This is a genomic window from Demequina flava (genome assembly GCF_000975035.1).
Taxonomy (GTDB): Bacteria; Actinomycetota; Actinomycetes; order Actinomycetales; family Demequinaceae; genus Demequina; species Demequina flava.
In genome coordinates, this window is sequence record NZ_BBRA01000002.1 from 613,138 (window position 1) to 634,179 (window position 21,042).

20 protein-coding genes and 2 tRNA genes are annotated in these 21,042 nt (G+C 65.5%); 8 read left to right on the forward strand and 14 right to left on the reverse strand.

The window, feature by feature from the left end:
• Positions 1 to 6: 6 nt before the first annotated feature.
• On the forward strand, positions 7 to 3,042 hold the full coding sequence (locus tag AOP74_RS11480; RefSeq protein WP_061962490.1) for a glycoside hydrolase family 9 protein: 3,036 nt from the start codon (positions 7 to 9) through the stop codon (positions 3,040 to 3,042).
• A 65-nt stretch (positions 3,043 to 3,107) separates the two neighbouring features.
• Here the strand turns inward: AOP74_RS11480 and AOP74_RS11485 are convergent, their stop codons facing one another.
• The 4 genes from AOP74_RS11485 to AOP74_RS11500 all read right to left on the reverse strand — a co-directional run bounded on the left by AOP74_RS11485 (position 3,108) and on the right by AOP74_RS11500 (position 4,885).
• Positions 3,108 to 3,485 (reverse strand): roadblock/LC7 domain-containing protein, encoded by a 378-nt coding sequence (locus AOP74_RS11485; RefSeq protein WP_061962491.1) that lies wholly within the window; start codon positions 3,483 to 3,485, stop codon positions 3,108 to 3,110.
• Complete coding sequence (locus tag AOP74_RS11490) at positions 3,482 to 3,868, reverse strand: roadblock/LC7 domain-containing protein (RefSeq protein ID WP_061962492.1); 387 nt, start codon at positions 3,866 to 3,868, stop codon at positions 3,482 to 3,484. Before AOP74_RS11490 ends, AOP74_RS11485 begins: the two co-directional genes overlap by 4 nt.
• Complete coding sequence (locus AOP74_RS11495; protein WP_082096308.1) at positions 3,865 to 4,452, reverse strand: GTP-binding protein; 588 nt, start codon at positions 4,450 to 4,452, stop codon at positions 3,865 to 3,867. Before AOP74_RS11495 ends, AOP74_RS11490 begins: the two co-directional genes overlap by 4 nt.
• 67 nt (positions 4,453 to 4,519) lie before the next feature.
• On the reverse strand, positions 4,520 to 4,885 hold the full coding sequence (locus AOP74_RS11500) for a hypothetical protein (protein ID WP_061962493.1): 366 nt from the start codon (positions 4,883 to 4,885) through the stop codon (positions 4,520 to 4,522).
• Positions 4,886 to 5,284: 399 nt separating this feature from the next.
• On the opposite strand from AOP74_RS11500, the gene AOP74_RS11505 reads away from it, so the two are divergent.
• The gene (locus AOP74_RS11505; protein WP_061962494.1) at positions 5,285 to 5,743 is read left to right on the forward strand and encodes a thiol-disulfide oxidoreductase DCC family protein; all 459 of its coding nucleotides are present in this window, start codon (positions 5,285 to 5,287) and stop codon (positions 5,741 to 5,743) included.
• A gap of 114 nt (positions 5,744 to 5,857) precedes the next feature.
• On the opposite strand, the gene AOP74_RS11510 is transcribed toward AOP74_RS11505, so the two are convergent.
• Positions 5,858 to 5,930: transfer RNA gene (locus tag AOP74_RS11510), tRNA-Glu, on the reverse strand.
• Positions 5,931 to 6,078: 148 nt separating this feature from the next.
• Between AOP74_RS11510 and AOP74_RS11515 the strand changes: the two genes are divergently transcribed.
• Positions 6,079 to 7,119 carry a serine hydrolase domain-containing protein gene (locus tag AOP74_RS11515; RefSeq protein ID WP_160297489.1) on the forward strand — a complete coding sequence of 347 codons (1,041 nt, stop codon included), beginning with the start codon at positions 6,079 to 6,081 and terminating at the stop codon, positions 7,117 to 7,119.
• Positions 7,120 to 7,283: 164 nt separating this feature from the next.
• Positions 7,284 to 9,431: an ATP-dependent Clp protease ATP-binding subunit gene (locus AOP74_RS11520; RefSeq protein WP_061962496.1), complete on the forward strand. Its 2,148-nt coding sequence runs from the start codon at positions 7,284 to 7,286 to the stop codon at positions 9,429 to 9,431.
• A gap of 105 nt (positions 9,432 to 9,536) precedes the next feature.
• Here the strand turns inward: AOP74_RS11520 and AOP74_RS11525 are convergent.
• From AOP74_RS11525 to AOP74_RS11535, 3 genes are all read right to left on the reverse strand, one after another.
• A tRNA-Gln gene (locus tag AOP74_RS11525) sits at positions 9,537 to 9,611 on the reverse strand.
• Between the two features lie 109 nt (positions 9,612 to 9,720).
• On the reverse strand, positions 9,721 to 10,848 hold the full coding sequence (locus AOP74_RS11530; RefSeq protein ID WP_061962497.1) for a hypothetical protein: 1,128 nt from the start codon (positions 10,846 to 10,848) through the stop codon (positions 9,721 to 9,723).
• Between the two features lie 94 nt (positions 10,849 to 10,942).
• Positions 10,943 to 11,647 (reverse strand): HAD family hydrolase, encoded by a 705-nt coding sequence (locus AOP74_RS11535; protein ID WP_061962498.1) that lies wholly within the window; start codon positions 11,645 to 11,647, stop codon positions 10,943 to 10,945.
• A gap of 157 nt (positions 11,648 to 11,804) precedes the next feature.
• On the opposite strand from AOP74_RS11535, the gene AOP74_RS11540 reads away from it, so the two are divergent.
• Complete coding sequence (locus AOP74_RS11540) at positions 11,805 to 13,208, forward strand: hypothetical protein (RefSeq protein WP_061962499.1); 1,404 nt, start codon at positions 11,805 to 11,807, stop codon at positions 13,206 to 13,208.
• Positions 13,209 to 13,285: 77 nt separating this feature from the next.
• Here AOP74_RS11540 and AOP74_RS11545 read toward each other — a convergent pair whose 3' ends face one another.
• Genes AOP74_RS11545 through AOP74_RS11555 form a run of 3 tightly spaced genes read right to left on the reverse strand, consistent with a single transcriptional unit; the run spans position 13,286 to position 16,198 of the window.
• A complete protein-coding gene (locus tag AOP74_RS11545) occupies positions 13,286 to 13,858 on the reverse strand; it encodes a GNAT family N-acetyltransferase (protein ID WP_061962500.1) in 573 nt (190 codons plus the stop codon).
• A gap of 24 nt (positions 13,859 to 13,882) precedes the next feature.
• Complete coding sequence (gene gltX, locus AOP74_RS11550; protein ID WP_061962501.1) at positions 13,883 to 15,385, reverse strand: glutamate--tRNA ligase; 1,503 nt, start codon at positions 15,383 to 15,385, stop codon at positions 13,883 to 13,885.
• Positions 15,386 to 15,409: 24 nt separating this feature from the next.
• The gene (locus tag AOP74_RS11555) at positions 15,410 to 16,198 is read right to left on the reverse strand and encodes a fumarylacetoacetate hydrolase family protein (RefSeq protein ID WP_061962502.1); all 789 of its coding nucleotides are present in this window, start codon (positions 16,196 to 16,198) and stop codon (positions 15,410 to 15,412) included.
• Positions 16,199 to 16,291: 93 nt separating this feature from the next.
• Between AOP74_RS11555 and AOP74_RS11560 the strand changes: the two genes are divergently transcribed.
• The 3 genes from AOP74_RS11560 to AOP74_RS11570 all read left to right on the forward strand — a co-directional run bounded on the left by AOP74_RS11560 (position 16,292) and on the right by AOP74_RS11570 (position 18,945).
• Positions 16,292 to 16,834: a ClbS/DfsB family four-helix bundle protein gene (locus AOP74_RS11560; RefSeq protein WP_061962503.1), complete on the forward strand. Its 543-nt coding sequence runs from the start codon at positions 16,292 to 16,294 to the stop codon at positions 16,832 to 16,834.
• Positions 16,831 to 17,949, forward strand: a complete 1,119-nt coding sequence (locus AOP74_RS11565; protein WP_152649281.1) for a heparan-alpha-glucosaminide N-acetyltransferase domain-containing protein — start codon at positions 16,831 to 16,833, stop codon at positions 17,947 to 17,949. The genes AOP74_RS11560 and AOP74_RS11565 overlap by 4 nt, the downstream gene beginning before the upstream one ends.
• Before the next feature lie 102 nt (positions 17,950 to 18,051).
• Positions 18,052 to 18,945 carry a hypothetical protein gene (locus AOP74_RS11570; protein ID WP_061962505.1) on the forward strand — a complete coding sequence of 298 codons (894 nt, stop codon included), beginning with the start codon at positions 18,052 to 18,054 and terminating at the stop codon, positions 18,943 to 18,945.
• Positions 18,946 to 18,976: 31 nt separating this feature from the next.
• Here AOP74_RS11570 and AOP74_RS11575 read toward each other — a convergent pair whose 3' ends face one another.
• From AOP74_RS11575 to rnhA, 3 genes are read right to left on the reverse strand one after another with little or no spacing between them, the layout of a single operon-like run.
• Positions 18,977 to 19,888, reverse strand: coding sequence for an EamA family transporter (locus tag AOP74_RS11575; protein WP_061962506.1), 912 nt, complete (start codon positions 19,886 to 19,888; stop codon positions 18,977 to 18,979).
• Positions 19,885 to 20,538: an IMPACT family protein gene (locus tag AOP74_RS11580; RefSeq protein ID WP_061962507.1), complete on the reverse strand. Its 654-nt coding sequence runs from the start codon at positions 20,536 to 20,538 to the stop codon at positions 19,885 to 19,887. The genes AOP74_RS11575 and AOP74_RS11580 overlap by 4 nt, the downstream gene beginning before the upstream one ends.
• Before the next feature lie 22 nt (positions 20,539 to 20,560).
• A complete protein-coding gene (rnhA, locus tag AOP74_RS11585) occupies positions 20,561 to 20,986 on the reverse strand; it encodes a ribonuclease HI (RefSeq protein WP_061962624.1) in 426 nt (141 codons plus the stop codon).
• Positions 20,987 to 21,042: the final 56 nt, after the last annotated feature.

Here is a 21,042-nt window from a genome sequence, read left to right on the forward strand (position 1 = left end):
CAACACGTGAAACGCACCACGATTTCCCGCATCGCCGGAATCAGCGCCGGAGGCTTACTCATTTCTACGATCGCCCTCGCGCCAGCATCGGCCGACCTCGCCAATCAAGACTTCACCGAGGACGCCGGTAGCTTCTGGAGTTGGGGCCTCGCCGACGGCCATCAGGTCGTCGATGGCCAACTCTGCGGCACCTCAACCGGCGACGGCACTGGCGCCGGCGGCCTCGGCGCCAGCTTTCCCTTGAGCGCTGGCGACAACGTCGCAACGCTCGACCTCGACTCGACCGGCGAGGTTCAGGTCAAGGTCGTGTCCGGCCCCAGCGACTCTGTCGCCCACGCCGAGGTCATGGTCGACGCCGACGCCGAAAGTTCCGTCGAGATCCCGTTCACAGCGGACGCAGATGCGGACCCAGCAAAGATCATCGTCGACGTGAGCCACCTCGACGGCGTCCCACGAGAGGTCTGCATCGACAACGTCGCTGTCACCGCGCTTGTCGAACAAATTTCCAACGGAGGCTTCGATGATGGCCTCGACGGCTGGACACACTACGGATTCGAAGACGGCACCGCTCGCGTCACCGAAGAAGGCGTGTTCTGCGCAACGGTCCCGGCAGGCACCGCGAACCCATGGGACGTCGCGCTCTTCCAAGATCTCGAACTCACGACCGGCCCCTACACCTTCAGCTTTGACTCCTCCGGCGCAGGACCCATCCGCGGGCACGTGCAACAAGAAGGCGGCAGCTACACGCCCTACGGCGTCATCGAGGCGGCAGGGTCGGAGGAACTCACCACCCACACCGTCGACGTGACGATCACGGACGAGCCGGTCGATCCTCGCATGGCCTTCCAGGTGGGCGGAAACGCTGACGAATGGGAGTTCTGCACAGACAACGTCTCCTACGTCGGTGGTGCCGAGGCGGAACCGTACGAGCCAGAAACCGGCCCCCGCGTACGCGTCAACCAGGTGGGATACCTGATCCACGGCCCCAAGAACGCGACCCTCGTGACCGACGCCGCCGAGCCAGTGTCGTGGGCCCTCGAATCCGACGGCGGTGAGGCCGCATCCGGCCTCACCGCGGTGCAAGGCGTTGACGAGTCCGCGGGCCTGAACACACACGGCATCGACTTTTCCGATGTCACGAGCCCCGGCACCTACACGCTGAGTGCTGACGGCGAGACCTCTTACGAGTTCGAGATCGGCACGGAAGCCTACGAAGACCTCCGCACCGACGCGCTGAACTACTTCTACCTCGCACGCTCCGGCATTGAGATCGACGGCGACATTGTTGGCGAGGAATACGCCCGCGATGCGGGTCACGTCTCACAGGCCGGCGGCGACGCGACCAACCAGGGCGACCTGGGAGTGGGATGCCAAAACGCAGCGGATTCTGCTCGCGTCTACACCGACTCCTACGGATGGGAGCCGTGCGACTACACGCTTGACGTGGTGGGCGGCTGGTACGACGCCGGCGACCACGGCAAGTACGTCGTCAACGGCGGCATCTCGACCGCCCAACTGCTCGGAACCTATGAGCGGACCAAGACCGCAGCATCGGCCGACCTCGATGCCCTGGCCGATGGCACGCTCAACGTGCCGGAAGCTGCCAACGGCGTACCGGACGTCCTCGACGAGGCCCGGTGGGAACTCGAGTTCATGCTCAAGATGCGAGTTCCCGCGGGCGCGCAGTTCGAGGGACTGGTGCACCACAAGGTCCACGACGACGGCTGGACGGGCCTTCCGCTCATGCCTGCGGACGACCCTCAGGTACGCGAACTCCACCGTCCGTCTACGGCGGCGACGCTCAACCTGTCGGCCACCGCGGCGCAGGGCGCACGCCTGTTCGCGCCGTACGACGAGGACTTCGCCAACGAGCTGCTCACGGCGGCGCGTGAGACCTTCGTGGCAGCCCAGGGCACGCCGGACCTGTACGCACCGGCGGCCGACGGCGCTGACGGAGGCGGTCCCTACGACGACTCGGACGTGTCCGATGAGTTCTACTGGGCGGCCGCAGAGCTGTTCCTCACCACTGGCGAAGACCAGTACGAGGACTTCCTGCTCGCCTCCGAGATCCACGAGGCGGACTCGTTCCCGACCAGCGGATTCAGCTGGGACCAGTTGGACGCGATCGCGAAACTTAACCTCGCGGCCGTGCCGAACTCCTTCACAGACCGCGACGCGATCACGGAGCAGGTCCTTTCGGGGGCCGATGCCGTGGTTGCCGAGCAGTCGAGCCAAGCGTTTGGGCTGGCGCTACCTGACGACGGGTTTGTGTGGGGATCGAACGCCTCGGTTCTCAACAACCAGGTAGTTCTGGGAAGTGCCTTCGATCTCACGGGCGACGGCAAGTATGCGGACGCGGTCGTCGAGTCGATGGACTACCTGCTGGGCCGCAACGCGCTCAACTGGTCCTACGTGACCGACTACGGCGATGTGACGAGCATGAATCAGCACAGCCGCTGGTTCACGAACCAACTCGACGAGACTCTGCCGAATCCGCCGTCCGGTTCGGTTGCCGGTGGACCCAATGCCGACATCGGCACCTGGGACCCCGTCATCACCGCGACGTACCCGGACAAGGACTGCTCGGCGCAGCAGTGCTACATCGACCACATCGAGTCCTGGTCCACGAATGAGATCACCGTGAACTGGAACTCCGCGCTGTCGTGGGTTGCCTCCTGGCTCGCCGACTACGACCAGGGCGCCGGGATCGTGGAGCCCTGCTCAGTCAGCTACACCGTTCACGGGTCATGGCCCAAGGGGTTCAACACCCAAGTGTGGGTAGAAAACATCTCGGACGAGGCGATCACCGACTGGCAGCTCACGTGGGCCTTCCCCGCGGACGATGCCGTGACGCGCCAAGCGTGGAGCGCCACCTGGTCGCAGGACGGTGCTTGGGTCACCGCTGAAGGCAAGCGATGGAACGGCACCCTCCAGCCGGGCAATCGCACCACGATCGGGTTCATCGGGTCGCCGGGCAGCCTGTCCGACGCGCCGCCCGAACAGTTCTGGCTCAACGGCCAGGCCTGCGAGATGACCGGGTGAGGGTCGCTCGCTAGAGAAGGGTCAGGCCCGGCGGGAGGATGCCCCCGCCGGGCCTGATCTCTGTCTCAGTGCGCGGCTCGCTCCGACACCAGGTTCTCCATCGCCGCAGCTGCGCGGCGAAGTTCCCGGTACACGCTGTCTCGCCCGTCGCCGCGGCGCGCCACCACCACGATGAGGAATGCTTCAGCGACGGTTCGCGAGATGATTTCGTGCTCGCGGCCATGGATCACGGCGCCTTGCAGATCAGCGACTCCAAGACTGCGGGCGGTAAGTTCCACGACTCCCATCAACGAAGCAACCGAGGCTGCACCTCGTTCACGGTCAACGAGCGTGGCGTCGTCGACGTACGCAATCCCGTCCGCGGTGGCGACAATCACGCGCTCGACGTCGTCACATTCGCGCAAAGGCGCAACTAAGGACTCGACGTGTTGCCGGTCGATCAACTTGCCACCCGCGCCATGCCCGACATGGACCGAAGCCACTCAGATTCGCGCTGGACTACCTCACGCACCGCATCGCCCACCGGCACGTCGGCGCCAAGAACCACGGCGAGCAGGTGGCCCGCGTCAACGGGCGCGATCACGAGACTGCCAGCCTCTCCTTCGAGCACGGCGAGCCTCGCGGCGCCGAGGGCGAAGCTACTTGTGGCGGTCGCGGCAAGACCGACGGTGGCCGCCGTCAGTGCGGCCGCACCGTCCCGCGCGGCAAGCGGGACATCGTCGTACAGAGCGATGCCGTCTGTGCGGGAAATGATGACGCGCTCAATCCCGGTGACACTTCGCTTCAAGCGCGCGGCCACCAGGAGGCCGTGTTTGGGAATGATCATGAGTGTCCTCCCCCGGACGGGGTTGTGGTCGAGCCAGGGTTCGATACCGAAGTGGCCGCGGGACGAAGTGCGTGTCCGACCACGGCCCGCAATGCGCGCGAGGTGTCTGACATGAGCCTCGGATCGCACTCCACAAGGCTTTGCTCGGGCACGCCGAGCGAGGTCGCAAGGTCGGCCGCTGATACAGCCGTGCGATCCCAGCGGTTCACGGCTAGGACATACGGCACATCGGGCGCGAAGGATTGAAAGCGCTTCAGAATTCCGCGGGCCTGAGCTTGAGACTGCAGTCTGCTGGCGTCAACCACAATGACGTAACCTGCCATGCCGTGCCCCAGGATCGGCCACATGAAACTAAACCGCTCTTGCCCGGGGGTCCCGAACAAGGTCACAAGGTACTCCGAGCTGTCGACACGAATTCGCGTGGTGCCGTGGTCGAGCGCGACCGTTGTCTGCTCCTTGAGCCGTGACGTCTCGTCAGACACTGCTCGTTCAAATCCCAATGCATCAGTACAGGCAGTGGTCACAAATGTCGTCTTGCCTGCGCCAAAAGGCCCAGCGATGACGACCTTCTTCACATCGCTCATAGTGTCGACGGGTCACACGGCGGCGGGGCGGCACGTCTCCGGACCGCCCCGTGCCTCCGTGGCGCCCTTAGACCTCGAGGGCCTGCTCGACAGCCTGCAGCTGACGGCGAGCCATTGCCAGGTTGGAACGTGAACGCTCAAGCGCGACATAGATGAAAAGGCCGTGACCGTTCGGGGCGGTGACCAAGCGGATGAGGTGAATCTGGCTTCCGAGGGTGATGAGAATGTCCTCGATCTTGTCGTCGAGGCCGAGCGAATCCATGACACGCATCTTGGCGCGCACGACCTCCGTGTTACCGGCTGCAGCCAGTTCGAGGTCGAGGCCCGATCCCTGGGTCGCAAGCGTCATCCCGCTGTCGTAGTCCACCAGCGCGGCGCCGATTGCACCGTCGATGTCGAGGACCTGCTTCATTGAGTCGGCTGCGTTAGCCATGGTTTCCCTCCCAGGAATTGCGGCACAGGTGTGTGCCTTCAGATTGGAGTGCTGTGCGGCGCGGGCGTCTTCACGACGCGACACAAGCGTTCAGGTAAGACCCTGAAACGAGGAATCCCCGTCGCTGAAGCAACGTGGGACCGGGCAACTTTATGCCTTAACCAGGAGTTTCGTCTACGGCTGGGGGTTGACCGCCGGTCGAGGACGAATCTGCGAATCATGGGACTTCACAACCACGCCGGTGCACCATGTCCGATTCGCGAACTTTCATCGCGGATTTGTTGTGAGACTCAACAAGAACAGTCGACTCAGGCACCATCGTTATCAATTTCTAGACCGATCGGTGCGCGCCCTTCCAGTGCGACCATCTCTCACTTTCGAACCACTTAGAGTGGAAAGATGCCTGCTAAGCGCCCCTCCCCGATCGTCGTCTTCGACGGCGACTGCGGTCTGTGCAACGGCTTCGTGGCGTGGCTCATCCGACGCGACCGCGAGGCGCGGTTTCTGATTGCGGGGAGCGCCGGAGAGGTGGGGCGTGCTGCGTTGGAGTCGATGGGGTTGCGGCAGGAGATTGCCGACTCGACGCTGGTGGTTGCCACTGCTGACGGTCCGCGGACTAGGGCCGATGCTGTGAGGACCGTGCTCGTCGGGCTCGGATGGCCGTGGCGTGCGGGCGGCGCCATAGTGATTGTGCCCAGGCGCGTGCGCGACGGCGTCTACGACCAGATCGCGCGGCGCAGGCCGCGCCGACCGGCGGAAGATCCCGCGTGCGGTACTCCCCCAGTGGGTCTGGTGGAGCAATGGCGAGCGCGGTTGGCCACCGTCGCGGATGTGACTGCGCTGGCGCCTCCCCAGTAGGACGCCTGTGTACGTCTGCGCGTCAAAAGTGACGCAAATGTCCTACTGAGACCGGAACAGGAAAGGTCTGGATACGAAAAAACTCCCCACCGTACTCGGTGAGGAGTCCATCCGTAGCCCCGACGGGATTCGAACCCGCGCTACCGCCTTGAGAGGGCGGCGTGCTAGGCCGCTACACAACGGGGCCCTAGCTGCCAAAGCCACCTTCACTGGGGGCTGGCGCGAGATAAAACTCTACACTATGGCTGGCGATATTTGCTAATCGCCCGCCAGGAGGATGCGGCTCACTCTCGCGGCCGATGCGCGACTGCCCGCACGGCGGGCACAGTCACTGTGTGACAAACACACAGACGCTCCGCGCACTCGACGATATCGCCCTTGCGACCAGCCACCGCTCCCTCACCTCGCAGGTGCGCTTCGAGGTCCAGATGCCGGGGCTCCAATGGTCGTTTCTCGACGACGGCGCACCCGAGCAGTACTTCGTCGCATCGATCACGAAGTTGGCGACTACGGCCATCGTGTTCCAGCACATTGATGAGGGACACTACGCCCTGACAACCCCAGCACAGGACCTCCTCGAAGGCTCTGTCACAGAAGGCGTGCCTGGTTTCGCGACAAGCTCGCCACCGGTCACGGTGGCGGACCTCCTGGGCCACACCTCCGGCATCCCCGATTACTTCGAGACCGCACCGCGGGGCACGGACACGATGCTGGCGAGAATCCGCCGCGAGGACGTGGGGTGGACGCCGCTGGAGGCGATCGACAGCGTGCGCGGACGCGATGCCGTGGCGACGCCCGGGGACACGTCCAAGGCTCACTATTCGGACACCAACTTCCAACTGCTGCAGCTCATCATCGAAGGCATCGACGGGCCGTACGCGACCGCCGTGCAGCAGCGTATCTGTTCGCCGCTGGGCCTCACGCAGACGTTCGTGTTCGGCACCGAGCACCTCGAGCGCTTTGACGACATCGCAGCCATCACGGACGGCAAGTCCGCATTCGCGAGGCCGCTCGCCATGGCCTCGTTTCAAGCCGACGGCGGGATGGTGTCCACCACTGTGGAGCAGATCCGCTTCTTGCGTGCGTACATGGGCGGTCAACTGTTCTCCCAGGGACTCCTCGAAAGAGCCACGACTAACTGGCGCCGCATGTTCTTCCCCCTTGAGTATTCGCTCGGCACCATGCGCTTTCGCCTCCCCCGCGCCATGTCGCCGTTTAGCCCCATGCCGCCCTTCATTGGCCACTCCGGCGCCAGCGGTGCCGTGCTCTTTCACGACCCATCACGGGACCTGACCATTGCAGGCTCGGTGAACCAACTGCGCAAGCGGTCGATGGCTTTCCAGGTCCTCGGGAAGATCGAGCGCGCACTGCGCTAGTCCTGGCGGACTAAGTCCATCCAGTCCACATCAGCACCTGAGCGTACCCAGCACCCCTCCCCCCGTTCGCGGGTGCACCCTTGCGCAATTCGATACGCGTTATGTAAACTTGAGCGTAGGTGACTCAAGGTGAGTCACGGCAGAGCATTCACCAGGAGGTTCACATGACTGCCACCCCGCAGACTCCTGACACCCAGGAGCAGCAGTCCGCGCTCGAGCAGTTCGGGCAAGACTTCACCGCGCTAGCTGAGGCGGGCAACCTCGACCCGGTCATTGGCCGCGATGAGGAAATCCGCCGCGTCATGCAGGTGCTGACGCGCCGCACCAAGAACAACGCCGTCCTGATCGGCGAACCCGGCGTGGGCAAGACCGCGATCGTGGAGGGCCTGGCCCAGCGCATCGTCGCGGGCGACGTCCCCTCCTCCCTCAAGGACCGGCGCGTCATCGAAATCGCGATGAGCTCCGTCGTGGCCGGCGCGGCCTTCCGCGGTCAGTTCGAGGAGCGCCTCAAGGCAATCCTGGCGGAGGTCGAGCAGGCGGAGGGCCGCATCATCCTCTTCGTCGACGAGCTCCACACCATCGTGGGCGCCGGAAAGGCGGATGGCTCCGTGGACGCGGGCAACATCTTGAAGCCCATGCTCGCGCGCGGCAAGCTCCGCATGATCGGCGCCACAACCCTGAGCGAGTACCGCGAGCACATCGAAACCGACAGCGCACTCGAACGCCGCTTCCAGCCCGTCTACGTGGGCGAACCGAGCATCGAGGACACCGTCGCAATCCTCCGCGGGCTTCAGGAAAAGTACGAGGTGCACCACGGTGTGAAGATCACCGATGAGGCGATCGTGTCCTCGGCGCGTCTGAGCGACCGGTACATCTCAGATCGCTTCCTGCCGGATAAGGCCGTCGACCTGATCGATGAGGCGACCAGTGCACTCAAGATGCAACTCGACTCGATGCCCATCGAGTTGGACCGTGCGCGTCGCCGCATCATGCAACTCGAGATCGAACGCACCCAGGTTGCGAAGGACAAGGCGGCGCGCGCTCGTCGCGACGAGATCGACGCCGAGATCACTCGGCTCAAGCAGGACTCCGAGGCTCTCAACATGCGCTGGGCCCGCGAGAAGGATCTGATTATCCGACTCTCGGGTGCCACGGAGCGCCTGGAGAGCCTGCGCGGCGACCTTGAGCGCGCCGAGCGGCTCGGCGAACTCGAAAAGGCCGGACGCATCCGCTACGGCGACATCCCGGACGCAGAGCGAGAAATGGCCGATGCTCGGGCTGAGTTGGATGCCATCGATTCCGACGAGCGCATGCTGCGTGAGGAGGTCACCGGTGAGGACATCGCGGCCGTCGTGGCACGGTGGACCGGCGTTCCTGTCGAGAAGCTCCTGACCGACGAGTCCGCCAAGCTTGGCCACCTCGAGGAGCGCCTCCACGAGCGCGTTGTGGGCCAGAACCGCGCGATCGAGAGCGTGTCCGACGCGATCCGGCGTGCTCGCGCCGGCATCGCAGACGAACACCGCCCCATCGGCTCGTTCTTGTTCCTCGGTCCCACGGGTGTCGGCAAGACGGAGCTGGCCCGCGCTCTCGCCGAGCAACTCTTCGACGACGAGCGTGCGATGGTTCGCATCGACATGTCGGAGTACATGGAGCAGCACGCCGTGGCGCGTCTGATTGGCTCTCCCCCGGGCTACGTCGGCTACGAGCAGGGCGGTCAGTTGACGGAGGCAGTGCGCCGACGCCCGTACAGCATCGTCCTATTCGACGAGGTGGAGAAGGCCCACCCGGACGTGTGGAATGTGCTGCTGCAGGTACTCGACGACGGTCGCCTCACCGATGGCCGTGGTCGCACCGTGGACTTCACGAACACGATCCTCATCATGACGTCCAACCTGGGCAGTGACGTCGTGTTGGCGTGGGACGGCATCGACCGCGGGGCCCTCGAGAGCGACCTTCACGGCGTTCTCAAGCAGGCATTCCGCCCCGAGTTCCTCAACCGCTTGGATGACGTGGTCATCTTTGACCGGATTGACCCCGTGGCGATGGAGGGGATCGTCGAGACGGAAATTGCCTCCACGACGGCACGGCTGCGCACGCAGAAGGAGATCGATCTGTCCGTGAGCGAGGCTCTACGCGAGTCGCTTGCACGTGACGGGTTCGACCCGGCCTTTGGCGCACGTCCGCTCAAGCGCTTGATCCAGACGCGCGTGCTGAATGTGCTGGCGCGCGCCATCGTGGACGGCAAGGTGCGTGAAGGAGACACGGTAGCGGCGGACTGGGACGGCGCCACGGTGCACCTCACCATCGCGTAGTTCGCGACGCCCGCCGGGTAGAAGCATGAACTGCTCGGCGGGCGCACGTGCACACATGGCTGCGGTGACAAAAAGAAAAAGGCCCGCCGTAGCGGACCTTCAACCTGGCTGGCCTACCTGGACTCGAACCAAGACTAACGGAACCAGAAACCGTCGTGCTGCCAATTACACCATAGGCCAGTGTGGCCGGGCTGTTCCCCCGACCGGCGCACAACTGTACCGCGACCTAGGCCCTTCAACAAAATCGGCGCCGGGTCCTCGAAGGCGCCCCCAGCATCGGCCCTGCTCACTAGTCCCAATAGACCTCTGCGAGTGTTTCAGCCTCAACGAAACCTGCACTGATCAACGCGTTGCAGGACGTCGCCAATGCACCCAGCACGTCGCTCAGATCGCTCGCCGAGCCCCACGGCCGGCGCACCCCCGCGCTGACCGTGATGTCGGCGCAGCGGATGAAGTCCACACGGGTGAGGTAGGACCCAATTCCGAGTTGGGCATCGTCCCGCCCCACCCGCAGCACCACCGCGGAGCCGTCGGCGAGGACCGCCGTGGTCTGCCCAAATGCATCGGCCCGGGCTCGCACGGTGGGCACCCACACCATCTCCTCCGCAAGCGCCGCCTCAACGACCTCGTGCGCGGCGCCCCAGTACTCCTGCGCATCGCGATCCTCGCGCGCGGGCTCCTCTCCGTCGGGACGCAGGAGCGCGAACCCGTGGGTGACCTCGGCGGGGTGCTGTGCAACCCACGCCTGCTCGGCCACGACCGCGAGGAAGTCTTGGTCGTGACGGGCCGATGCTATGAGGGAGTCGATCTGCTCGGTGGCGGTTTCGTCGATGGGGTGATGGCTGACCGGGCAGTCCGCGGTTCCGGGCACGGTCTCGTCGACGGTGCCGTAGGTGTTGAGATAGAGGTCGGGATCGCGGAGCTCGGGAACGGGCCTTGAACTGTCGACTGGTTCCGCGTGAATGCCCAGATAGTCGGCGACCACTCCCACGTGATGGCGATGCGTGACGATCCGCGGCTCGTAGGGGTACCCCTGGGCGGCGGAACAGGCGACGGCGTCCACTCTGGCCTCCCACTCTGCGTAAACCTCCGCAGTCGCGACCTGCGCATCCGTCAGCGTGGCGTCCTCAGTTGCGCCGAGGTTCGGTGTGGGCATGGCCGTGGATTCATCGGCACCACCGGCTGCTCCGGGGTAGAGCCAGATCACTGCGGCCGCGATCAGCGCGCCGCACCCGAACGCGAAGAGAAGCCGGACGGGATCGCCCACGCGCGGACCGCGATGCTTAATTGAGGCGTTGGAATCGTCAAAGGTGTGATGGTCAGCGGCGGCTGTCTCGTCATGGCTAGCCGCGCGGATGCGCTTGCGTTCGCGCCGAGACGGGCGCGGAGGTGTCACATCGACATACTCGTGCTCCATCAGCGCCTCCGCAGGGTGCGGCCCTGCACCCTCACAGTCCAGATTAATCCCGGTGCGAGCGGCGGGCGAGGCGGACCCCGGATATGGATGGCCGCTAGGACAGGAGGTCGAGCACCTCGAGAAGACCTTCGATGCGTGACGTTCCCGCCGGAGCCTCCCCGTGTCCTGCGCGGCGGGTGCCCGGGCGATCGAGCCACACGCCATGCAATCCTGCGCGCTGGGCCCCGCCCGCGTCGAGGTCAGGCTCGTCCCCGATGTAGGCGGTAGTGGGGCTGTCAACGGTGAGGAGCCTGCATCCTTCGTGAAAGACGCGTTCGTCGGGCTTGCCGACACCAAACGTGTCGACTCCCACCAACATGGGCACGCGCTGGATCCCGCACGCGGCAAGCTTCAGCACTTGGTACGCACTGTCGGCGTTGGAGACCGCGCCGTAAGGGATGCCCCGCTCATCGAGAGCGTCCAGGAGTGCGGCGGAGTCATCAAAGGCACGCCATCCTTCGCGGAAGTGGCGCTCAAACCCCTCGTCCCAGATGTCGTAGGCCTCGTGATCCAAGGCTGGGCCGCCGAAAGTCGCGTGGAGGTCGTTGGCGCGGCGCATGCGTTGTTCGCGATGGGTCATCTCACCGCGCGTATGGGCCCGGTACCAGCCGCCGCGATCATCGCGCCAGTGAGCTAGCACCTCTTCCGGGTCCGCACCGGCGTCGAGATACTCGTCCGCTACTCGCAGCAGTGCGTGCCGGAAGGCGCCGCGTGTGTCGACGAGGGTGTCGTCAATGTCCAGCAAGATGGCCTCAATCATTGGCCACTCCGACAGCTGGCGTCGCGCCGAACGTTGGGTCCAAGACTCTCCATGCCACCACTTTTTGCACCCGGCCATGGTAGACCCCGACACGGCGACAGCGACGATCGCTCAACGAGTTGACTGAATGAGGCCGCGAACACTACTCTTCGTGAGCATGAAAACGATTATCATTCCGACAGCCGCATTGGCCGTTCTGACCCTGGGCCTCGCCGGTTGTGCATCCTCCGACGCCGACACCACCGACGGGGCTTCGGCCGGAGCCTCGACTTCACCTTCTGCCTCCCACGACGAGATGGAGCACTCCGAGGCCACCGCGACAGAAGTCGACGCGCCCGTGTCGCGCCTGACCGTTGCCCACGAAGGCGGTGTCTCCGTCCTCGAACTGGCCGGAGACACCCTTGAACCCGTCGGTGAAGTTGCAGTCGACGGCCACTTCCGCGCCAACGCGGGAGCGGACGGTCGCTACGTCTACCTCGCGAACTCGGAAGCCGGGACAGTTCAGATCGTGGATGCCGGCGCATACGCCGAGCCCCACGGTGAGCACTACCACTACTACGTGACCGAGCCCGCGCTCCTTGACGACGCACTCACCGGCGCTAACCCCGTACACGTCGTGGGCCACGCGGGCCAGGTCGCCGTCTTCTACGACGACTCCGGAGCAGTGGACATCATCGACGAGGCATCGGTCGCCACTGGCACCATGGCCGTGAGCCAGCAGTCCGCGGACTTTCCGCATCACGGCGTAGCCGTGCCGCTCGAGGGTGGCCTCGTTCTCACCGAAGCCGCAGAAGGCGAGTCACTACCCGCTTCCGTGCGCCAGACCGATTCCGCTGGCGAGTCCGTTGCTCTGTACGAGGACATCTGCCCCGGCCTTCACGGCGAGACGATGGTTGACGAAGTTGTCTACTTCGGCTGCACCACCGGGGTCGCAACGGTCAACACCTCCGATAAATCCAGCGGCTTCATTACCTACCCCGCTGATGCAGCCGAGGGACGCATCGGGACGTTCTACGGCACCGAGGACGTCCTCGCAGCCCCGTGGGACGAGGACACCATCGTCCTGCTCGACACTGCGCACGAGTCGTTCACCTTCGTTGATGTTGAAGGAACCATTGGTACCGTTGCGCGCGGCGCTCACGACGAGGTTCTTGTTCTCACGACCGACGGCATGCTGGCAGTTCTCGACGAGTCCGGTGAGGAACTCGCTCACATCAGTGCCATCGGCGAGTTTGAACTACCTGAGGGCCACGGCGGCGTCCGCCCCGCCATTGCAGTTCTCGACGAGACCATTGTGATCTCCGACCCCAATGCTTCCACTCTTGAACTTGTCGACGGCGACGAGTGGGCGCTCCTGTCCACGGTTGGACTTGACGCTGCTCCGACGGCGCTCGTAGCGACTGGCGGTTCCATGGAGGACGCTCACGCTCACGAGGAAGAAGCTGTCGAAGAAGACCACGACCACGGCGAGCACGCCGAAGACGGTGACCACGATGAAGACGAGGCTCACGACGATGCGCACGATCACGACAACGAGGATCACGACGACCACGATCACTAAGCCAACGAGTCACCTGCTCTAGCAAACACGTAGGAAAGCCCGTGTCCCAGCCGATGGGTCACGGGCTTTCCTACGTGTCAGGCGCGAGTGGCCGGGCGGCGCGCCGCCATCACGATCCAGTCCTCGCCGTCCTCGCTGTACTGCGACGTCTCGACAAACCCAAGACGCTCGTAGGAGCGCCGGGCACGCGGATTGCGGGCAAGGACCTCGAGCGTGAGTCGCTGCAAGCCCATTGTCGCGAAGGCGTGATCGACGACCAGCTGGCCGGCTTCCGTCCCCAACCCCCTGCCGTACCAGGCAGGCCCGCGAAGCGCGATGCGGTAGTTCGCAGCCACGGCGACCCCGGCATCGTCCGTCACCGGTTCGTTGAGAACAACTTCGCCTGCCACCTCACCGGTCGCGTTGTCGACGACCACGAGGTCGAGACGCTCAGGAGCCACGGCCCGCGAGCGCACCCACGCGTCGATCTGCGCACGCTCAAACGTCGCGGTCGTGGCCGTGAGGTCGTTGCCCTCGGCGTCATGGGCCATCTCCCACACGGCGTCGACGTCACGCTCCGCCTGTGCGCCCCGCGAGGCGTACGGGCGCAGCGTGACACGGTCGCCTGTGAGCGTGGGCTTAGCCCACACACCTAAGTCAGGCGTCGTCATCGCTCACGCGAGCCAGTCGCGTGCCTACAGCGTGGCGCGCAGCCGGCGCAGGCGCTCAAGCGAGTGCTCCTTGCCGAGAATCTCCATGGACTCGAACAGCGGCGGCGACACCTGACGACCGGTGATTCCGACACGCAGGGGGCCGAAAGCGAAGCGCGGCTTGATGCCCATCTCCTCAACGAGGACGGCCTTCAGCGCCTCCTGCTGCGGCTCTGGACCGAAGTCCTCAAGACCCTCAAGCACGGCGATCGCGGCGTCGAGGATCTCTGCGGCGTTCTCGGGAAGCTTGGCGAGGGCCTTCTCGTCGTAGGCAATCGCGGCGTCGTCGACGAAGAAGAAGCCGAGCATGTCCGGCGCATCGCCCAGCAGCTGCATGCGGGTCTGCACCAGCGGCGCTGCCTCGGCAAGGATCTGCTCCTCGGCGGGCTCCAGCTCACGGGTGTCCGCACTCGACACAAAGCCGCCTGCGTGGAGATACGGGACCATGCGCGCCACGAACTCGCCCACGGGGAGCATGCGGATGTGGTCGCCGTTGATCGACTCGGCCTTCTTGAGGTCGAATCGCGCGGACGTGGGCGTGACGTCGCGGATGTCGAACGCCTCGACAAGCTCGTCCGGCGTGAAAACATCGCGATCCGGGCCGATGCTCCAGCCCAGCAGGGCCAGATAGTTCAGGAGGCCTTCGCGAATGAATCCGCGGTCGCGGTGCAGGAAGAGGTTGGACTCAGGCGCACGCTTAGAGAGCTTCTTGTTGCCGTCGCCGTTGACCATGGGCATGTGGCCGAACTCGGGCACGCGGTCTGCGATGCCGAGCTCCACCATGGCGCGGTACAGCGCGATCTGGCGCGGAGTCGAGGACAGCAGGTCTTCACCGCGCAGCACGTGCGTGATCTTCATCAGCGCGTCGTCAACGGGGTTGACCAGCGTGTACAGCGGTGCACCGTTGCCGCGCACGATCACGAAGTCGGGGATGGAGCCGGCGGGGAACGTCACGTCGCCTCGGATCAGGTCCGTGAACGTGATGTCCTCGTCGGGCATACGCACGCGGATCACGGGCTGGCGGCCCTCTGCGCGGAACGCCGCCTTCTGATCCTCGGTGAGATCGCGGTCAAAGCCGTCGTAGCCGAGCTTGGGGTCGCGGCCGGCGGCCTTGTGACGCTCTTCGACCTCCTGGGGCGTCGAGAAGGACTCGTAGGCGTAGCCGCCCTCAATCAGCTTCGCGGCAACGTCCATGTGGAGTTCGTGACGCTCGCTCTGGCGGTATGGACCGTAGGGGCCGCCAACCTCGGGGCCTTCGTCGTAGTCGATGCCCATCCACTGCAGCGCATCAAGCAGCTGCAGGTAGGACTCTTCCGAGTCACGCTCGGCGTCCGTGTCCTCGATGCGGAACACGAGCTTTCCGCCAGTGTGGCGGGCGTAGGCCCAGTTGAACAGCGCGGTGCGGATCAGTCCGACGTGCGGGGTTCCGGTGGGCGAAGGGCAAAAGCGCACGCGCACGTCGGCGGGTGCGAGGGTCTCAGCGGTCACTGTGATGTTCTCCGTGTGGGGGTGTTACGAACGGCGGATGACGGGGTTGCGCAGGGTTCCAAGACCCTCAATCTCGACCTCGACGATGTCGCCGTGGTTGAGCGCGGTCACGCCCGCTGGCGTGCCGGTGAGGACCAGGTCACCGGGCAGCAAGGTGGTGACCTCTGAGGCGAGCGAAATAGCCTCGGCGACGCCGCGAATCATGTCGCTGGTGTTGCCGACCTGGGTCGCCTCTCCGTTGATGCGCGAGGAGATCCCGAGAGCGTCGGCATCCAGCTCGGTCTCGATCCACGGACCAATAGGCAACGAGGTGTCGAAAGCCTTGGCGCGGAACCACTGGTCTTCCTGTCGCTGCAGGTCGCGTGCGGTGACGTCGTTGGCGCAGGTGTATCCGTAGATGTATTGCTCAGCGTTCTCTGGCGTCACGTCCTTGCACATGCGGCCAATGACCACGGCGAGTTCGGCCTCGAGCTGGACGTCCTGGCTGTACGAGGGCAGGACGATCGGGTCATCTGGGCCCACGACGGACGTGTTGGGCTTGAGGAACAGGATCGGGACCTCGGAGGCCGGCCCGCGGGCAGGAATCTCCTTGGCGTGCGCCTCATAGTTCTTGCCCAAGCAGACTGCCTTGGAGCGAGGGATGACCGGAGCGAGCAAACGCACGTTGTCGGTGAGCTTGATTCGCTCGCCGGTGACGTTTCCGGGCGTGTACATGGGGTCGCCGGTGAGAACAATCAGTTCCTCCTCACCGGGTGCTCCGTCGACGATGGCGTACTGGGGTTCGTCACCTGTGGTGAATCGGGCGATGCGCATGCCGTCCAGCGTAGTCGCTCACCCCGCCGCGGCGCTTCCGCGCATGGCGTACCTGTCTTGTGACCGCTCCCCCGCCGTCCTACGCTGGCGATCATGAGCCCATCGGACCCTGACTCGGCACAGACCCCCGCGACACCGGTGCCGGATACCGCCGTGCGCAGTAGCGCGGCAGCACTCATCGCGGACGCGGATGCCGCGCTCGCCGAACTGCTGCACGAGGCCGATGCCCGCCCCGACCACGCCGTCGCCGACGACTTTTCCGGGACTCGAGTCGCCGACATCTTCGCTCACTTGGTGGGCTGGCATGAGTTGTTCCTCGGGTGGCTGGCCGCCGACGCCCGCAAAACCACGCCAGCGTTCCCCGCCTCCGGTTACGAGTGGGATCAGTTGGCGGAACTGAACGCGGCGCTCGTCGACCGTCGCAAGCACGATGACTACGCCACCCTGCGCGCGGCTCTCACCGAGTCGCACAGCCAGGTCACCGCCGCCGTGCGCGCACAGAACGAGGAACTCCTCTTCAACCCCGATGCCCACGCGTGGCTCGGAGACGAGTCCCTGGGCGCCGTCGCCTTCGAGTGCCTGGGCAACCACTACCGGTGGGGCGTCCTGATGCTCGGCGAGTGCGCAGCGCCGTGACCGAACAACCATTTGTCGCCAACTCTGCCGGTCGCCACTTTGGGGCCGATGCTGGGGTGACCCGAACATCGGCCCCCCGCATTGCTGCGCTTGACCTTGCACGCGGCCTCGCGGTGCTCGGCATGGTCGCGGCGCACGTGGGCAACGATGGCCAGCGCACCGGTCCCGAAGGCGCGTGGCCGTGGCTCGTGGTTTCGCACGGCTTCCCGTCTGCGCTGTTCGCCGTGCTCGCGGGAGTGTCGATGACGTTCATGCTGACGGCCCGCGGCACCATCCCCGTCGAACAGGTTGGCCGCGAGCGCCTGCGCTCCACCCGGATCCGCATCGCCACCCGGGCCGCCCTCCTCATCCCGCTGGGCTACGTTCTCGCCGCACTGGACACCCCTGTGGTCGTGATCCTCGCCAATCTGGGCGTGATGTTTGTCCTGGCGCTGCCGCTGTTGCGCGCGCCCATGTGGGTGCTGGGAACGGTTGGCGGAATCGCGATCGCTGCGGGCGGCTGGGCATCGCGCGAACTCCTCGAAACTCTGCCGGACATCCCGATTGTTGACCTGCTGTGGGCCGAGCACTACCCAGCCATCGCGTGGATGGGCTACATCTGCGCGGGGCTCATCGTGGGGCGCCTCCGCATGTCTTCCTTCCGAATGGTGTGGGCGCTGCTCGCCGTCGCGGTCGCGTCCGTGGTGATCGCATTCCGCCTGGTGCGCTTGGGAGCGTCGCAAGGATGGGACGTCGACGGACCGTGGCTCACGACCGAGCCGCACAGCTACTCGCCCATCGAGATGCTCGCCAACACAGGAGTCGCGCTCGGTGTGATCGCCGTCTGCCTGATGCTGGTCTACCCGGGCCATGGCGCCGTGGGCCGCATCCTTCGCGGAGCCCTGTGGCCCATCATGTCGGTCGGAACCATGGCCCTGACCGCCTACGTCGCGCACATCATCGTGATCGCGATCGTGGGCACCGAGATGGTGTGGGAGCCCACTAATGAGGGCCTTATGGCGCTGTGGCTGGGACTGCTCGTGGGGTGCTCGCTGTGGCGCTGGCAGTTGGGCGCCGGCCCCCTGGAGCGCGGACTCACGAAGGCCTCCACAGCAGCCGCCACCCGCTGGACTTGAGCCCCACTTCTCCCCTGGCCGTACATACACGGCGGGATTTCGGCATCCCGCGCCTCCAGGCCGTCATTTCTCGACGCTCGCGACCGCTGAGACAATGGCGGGATGACCGCTCTTCCCACCTCCACGCCCTCGGCACCCACAACGGTGCTGACGCGCGCTGACTGGGAAACCCAAGCATCGGCCCACGCGGAGCGGGCGAACGCCCTGACCGCCGGCCAGCGCGAGCGCTCCCCAAGCGGCAAACGCCACGCGGTCGAGGACTTCCTCTTCGACTACTACAGCACTAAGCCGCGCCACATTCGCCGTTGGCACCCGGGCCTCGGAGTGGGCTTGGAGCGGGCCGATGCTCACGCTGGGTACCGCTGGTTCGCCACCGATGACAACGGGGTCACCCGCCTCGACGTGGCTGCGTTTGCGGCAGATCGCGGCGACACGGTCGCCTACATTCGCCGACTCCTAGCCGCGACCGCGGGACGCCGGCCAGTGCTGGGATGTTTCGGTATGCACGAGTGGGCGATGGTCTACCAGGCGGACGAGACCGATAGGCGGCACGGGCTGCCGCTGCGCCTGGGACGCGACGGAACAGACGCCGTGGTCGAGTCACACGACCTTGTGTGTACCCACTTCGACGCGTTCCGGTTCTTCACTCCGCAGGCCGTGCCGCTCAACGAGCACGCCCTCACGCGCGAGACGCAGCCCGCGATGGACCAGCCTGGCTGCCTCCACGCCACGATGGATTTGTTCAAGTGGTCCATGAAGTTGGGTCCCGCGGTTCCCGGGGAGGTGCTGCTCGACTGCTTTGAACTAGCACGCGACGTGCGCCGCGTCGACATGCAGGCCTCGCCCTACGACGTGTCCTCCTACGGGCTGGACGCGATCGCAGTGGAGACTCCGGAAGGCAAGCGCGAGTATGCGCTGCTCCAGCGGGAATTTGCGCAGCGAGCCGAGCCGCTACGCGCACAGCTCATCGAGATCTGTGACGCGGTGCTCGGATAGCCCCGACCACGTCCCCGGTGTGAGCGTTGACCTACGTCTCGAATCCGACATCGGCGGAGACCTCCTCGGCCGCTGGGACCGCCCGGCGTCCTGCCGAGGCCACTGCACCAACGCCCGCAACGGTCACAAGAGCGATTCCCGCGGAAATGGCCCACGTAAGTTGTTGGTCGAGCAGAATGAGCCCGGCGAGCGCGGCGATGGCGGGCGCGAGCGCGAGCAGGATCGCGAAGGTCTCAGCCTTCATGCGGCGGAGCGCCGTCAGTTCAATCCCGTAGGGAATCGCCGAGGACAGCACGGCGACCGCGAAACCCAGCGCCAGCGCCTCGGGAGACAGCAGCGCGGCGCCCGCGATCGCTCCGGCGACGGGCAAGGTCACGACGGAGCCGACCACCATCGCGAGCGCCAGGCCCACGACGCCCGGCATGGCGGCACCCGCCGCCCGGGCGGTCAAGATGTACGCGGCCCACATGACGGCAGCGCCCACGGCGTAGAGCATGCCGAGGGGATCAAGGCTGGTGTCCGAGCCCGGGAGCAGTCCCGAGCCACCCAACAGCGCAACACCGGTTGCCGCAAGGAGGGCCCACATCAGGCCCTTCCAACTGCGGCTCGCCACGACACTGAGCACCAGCGGGCCCATCACCTCGATCGTGACAGCGGGACCTAGTGGGATGCGCTCGAGCGCGAGATAGAAGAACACGTTCATCGCGGCCAGCGACAGACCAAACAGCACCACGTGCTTCCACGAGATGGCTCCGCCGCGACGGATGGACACGATGGCCAACGGCAGCAGCACAATCGCCGAGAAGACCAGCCGCATCGCGACCACACCCCACGGCCCCACGGTCGGAATGAGGTTCACCGCGACGGCGGCGCCCACCTCCTGGCAGATCAGTCCGAGGATCACCAGCAACGGCATCACCGTGGTGCTGGATTTGTGGGTCATGCGCGCACTCTATCGACGATCCCAGTGTCGCCAATGACCGCCTGAGCGGACCCGGCAGTGATCGCAGCCACCTCGGCGCGGGCAGCATCAACTTGCTCGGGCGCGACCCGCATCGCAAGCCTTGCCACGGCCCCGTAGACGGGGTCGTCCAGGACTGCGCCGTGGGCATCGGCCCAGGTGTGGAGGGACGCCAGCACTCGCCCGGCATCGGCGTGAGGCAGGTCGATCGTGAGGGCGGTGAGCGGGACGCGGTCAACCCATTGCGCTTCGTCGAGCGCAGCGGACACCGCCGAGCCGTAGGCCCGCACCAGTCCCCCGGCTCCCAGTTTCACGCCGCCAAACCAGCGGCTCACGACGGCCACGACATCGGTCACGTGGCGGTGGCGGAGCACCTCGAGCATGGGCACGCCCGCAGTCCCTCCGGGCTCACCGTCATCGCTCGAGCGCTGACGGTCGGCATTGACCCCAACGACAAGCGCGGTGCAATGGTGACGGGCATCCCAGTCTTGTTTGCGGATTGAGGCAACCACGGCATCGGCCCGCTCCACGGAATCCACGGGAGTGATACGTGTGAAGAAGACTGACTTCTTGATCTCGAGCCGGTGTTCGACGGGCGCCGCGATGGTGGCGGGTAGCGGCGCGGCGGTCATCGCACCAGGCTACGGCTCGCAGTTAGGAGCCGCGGACCTGGTCTACGCCCTTGTTCGCGAGCGCGTCGGCCGCCTCGTTGCCCGGATCTCCGGCGTGACCCTTCACCCAGACCCACTTGATCTGATGACGCGCGACCTGCTCGTCCAGCGCCATCCACAGGTCCTTGTTCTTGACGGGCTTCTTGTCGCCGGTCTTCCAGCCATTGCGCTTCCATCCCTTGATCCACTTCGTCACGCCATTCATGACGTACTGGGAGTCAACGTGCAGGGTGATGTCGCATTCGCGCTTGAGCGCGCTCAGGCCTTCGATGACCGCGGTGAGCTCCATGCGGTTGTTCGTAGTGTCTTTCTCGCCGCCAAAAAGTTCCTTCTCACGGCCCTCGGCGCGCATGAGCGTGCCCCAGCCGCCGATCCCGGGATTGCCCTTGCAGGCGCCGTCGGTCCACATGTCGACATGGGTCAGGTCTGAGGAGGTCACGCCGCCACGATAGGGCACACTGGGGC

Bases quoted from the DNA above. Each gene is read 5' to 3' on its own strand.
- AOP74_RS11495 (WP_082096308.1), bottom strand. From the start codon at position 4,452: ATGAGCGATGTGAAGAAGGTCGTCATCGCTGGGCCTTTTGGCGCAGGC.
- AOP74_RS11530 (WP_061962497.1), bottom strand. From the start codon at position 10,848: ATGGAGCACGAGTATGTCGATGTGACACCTCCGCGCCCGTCTCGGCGC.
- AOP74_RS11580 (WP_061962507.1), bottom strand. From the start codon at position 20,538: ATGACCGCCGCGCCGCTACCCGCCACCATCGCGGCGCCCGTCGAACAC.
- AOP74_RS11560 (WP_061962503.1), top strand. From the start codon at position 16,292: ATGAGCCCATCGGACCCTGACTCGGCACAGACCCCCGCGACACCGGTG.
- AOP74_RS11555 (WP_061962502.1), bottom strand. From the start codon at position 16,198: ATGCGCATCGCCCGATTCACCACAGGTGACGAACCCCAGTACGCCATC.
- AOP74_RS11535 (WP_061962498.1), bottom strand. From the start codon at position 11,647: ATGATTGAGGCCATCTTGCTGGACATTGACGACACCCTCGTCGACACA.
- AOP74_RS11505 (WP_061962494.1), top strand. From the start codon at position 5,285: ATGCCTGCTAAGCGCCCCTCCCCGATCGTCGTCTTCGACGGCGACTGC.
- AOP74_RS11520 (WP_061962496.1), top strand. From the start codon at position 7,284: ATGACTGCCACCCCGCAGACTCCTGACACCCAGGAGCAGCAGTCCGCG.
- AOP74_RS11575 (WP_061962506.1), bottom strand. From the start codon at position 19,888: ATGACCCACAAATCCAGCACCACGGTGATGCCGTTGCTGGTGATCCTC.
- AOP74_RS11490 (WP_061962492.1), bottom strand. From the start codon at position 3,868: ATGATCATTCCCAAACACGGCCTCCTGGTGGCCGCGCGCTTGAAGCGA.
- AOP74_RS11545 (WP_061962500.1), bottom strand. From the start codon at position 13,858: ATGACGACGCCTGACTTAGGTGTGTGGGCTAAGCCCACGCTCACAGGC.
- rnhA (WP_061962624.1), bottom strand. From the start codon at position 20,986: ATGTGGACCGACGGCGCCTGCAAGGGCAATCCCGGGATCGGCGGCTGG.
- AOP74_RS11570 (WP_061962505.1), top strand. From the start codon at position 18,052: ATGACCGCTCTTCCCACCTCCACGCCCTCGGCACCCACAACGGTGCTG.
- AOP74_RS11500 (WP_061962493.1), bottom strand. From the start codon at position 4,885: ATGGCTAACGCAGCCGACTCAATGAAGCAGGTCCTCGACATCGACGGT.
- AOP74_RS11540 (WP_061962499.1), top strand. From the start codon at position 11,805: ATGAAAACGATTATCATTCCGACAGCCGCATTGGCCGTTCTGACCCTG.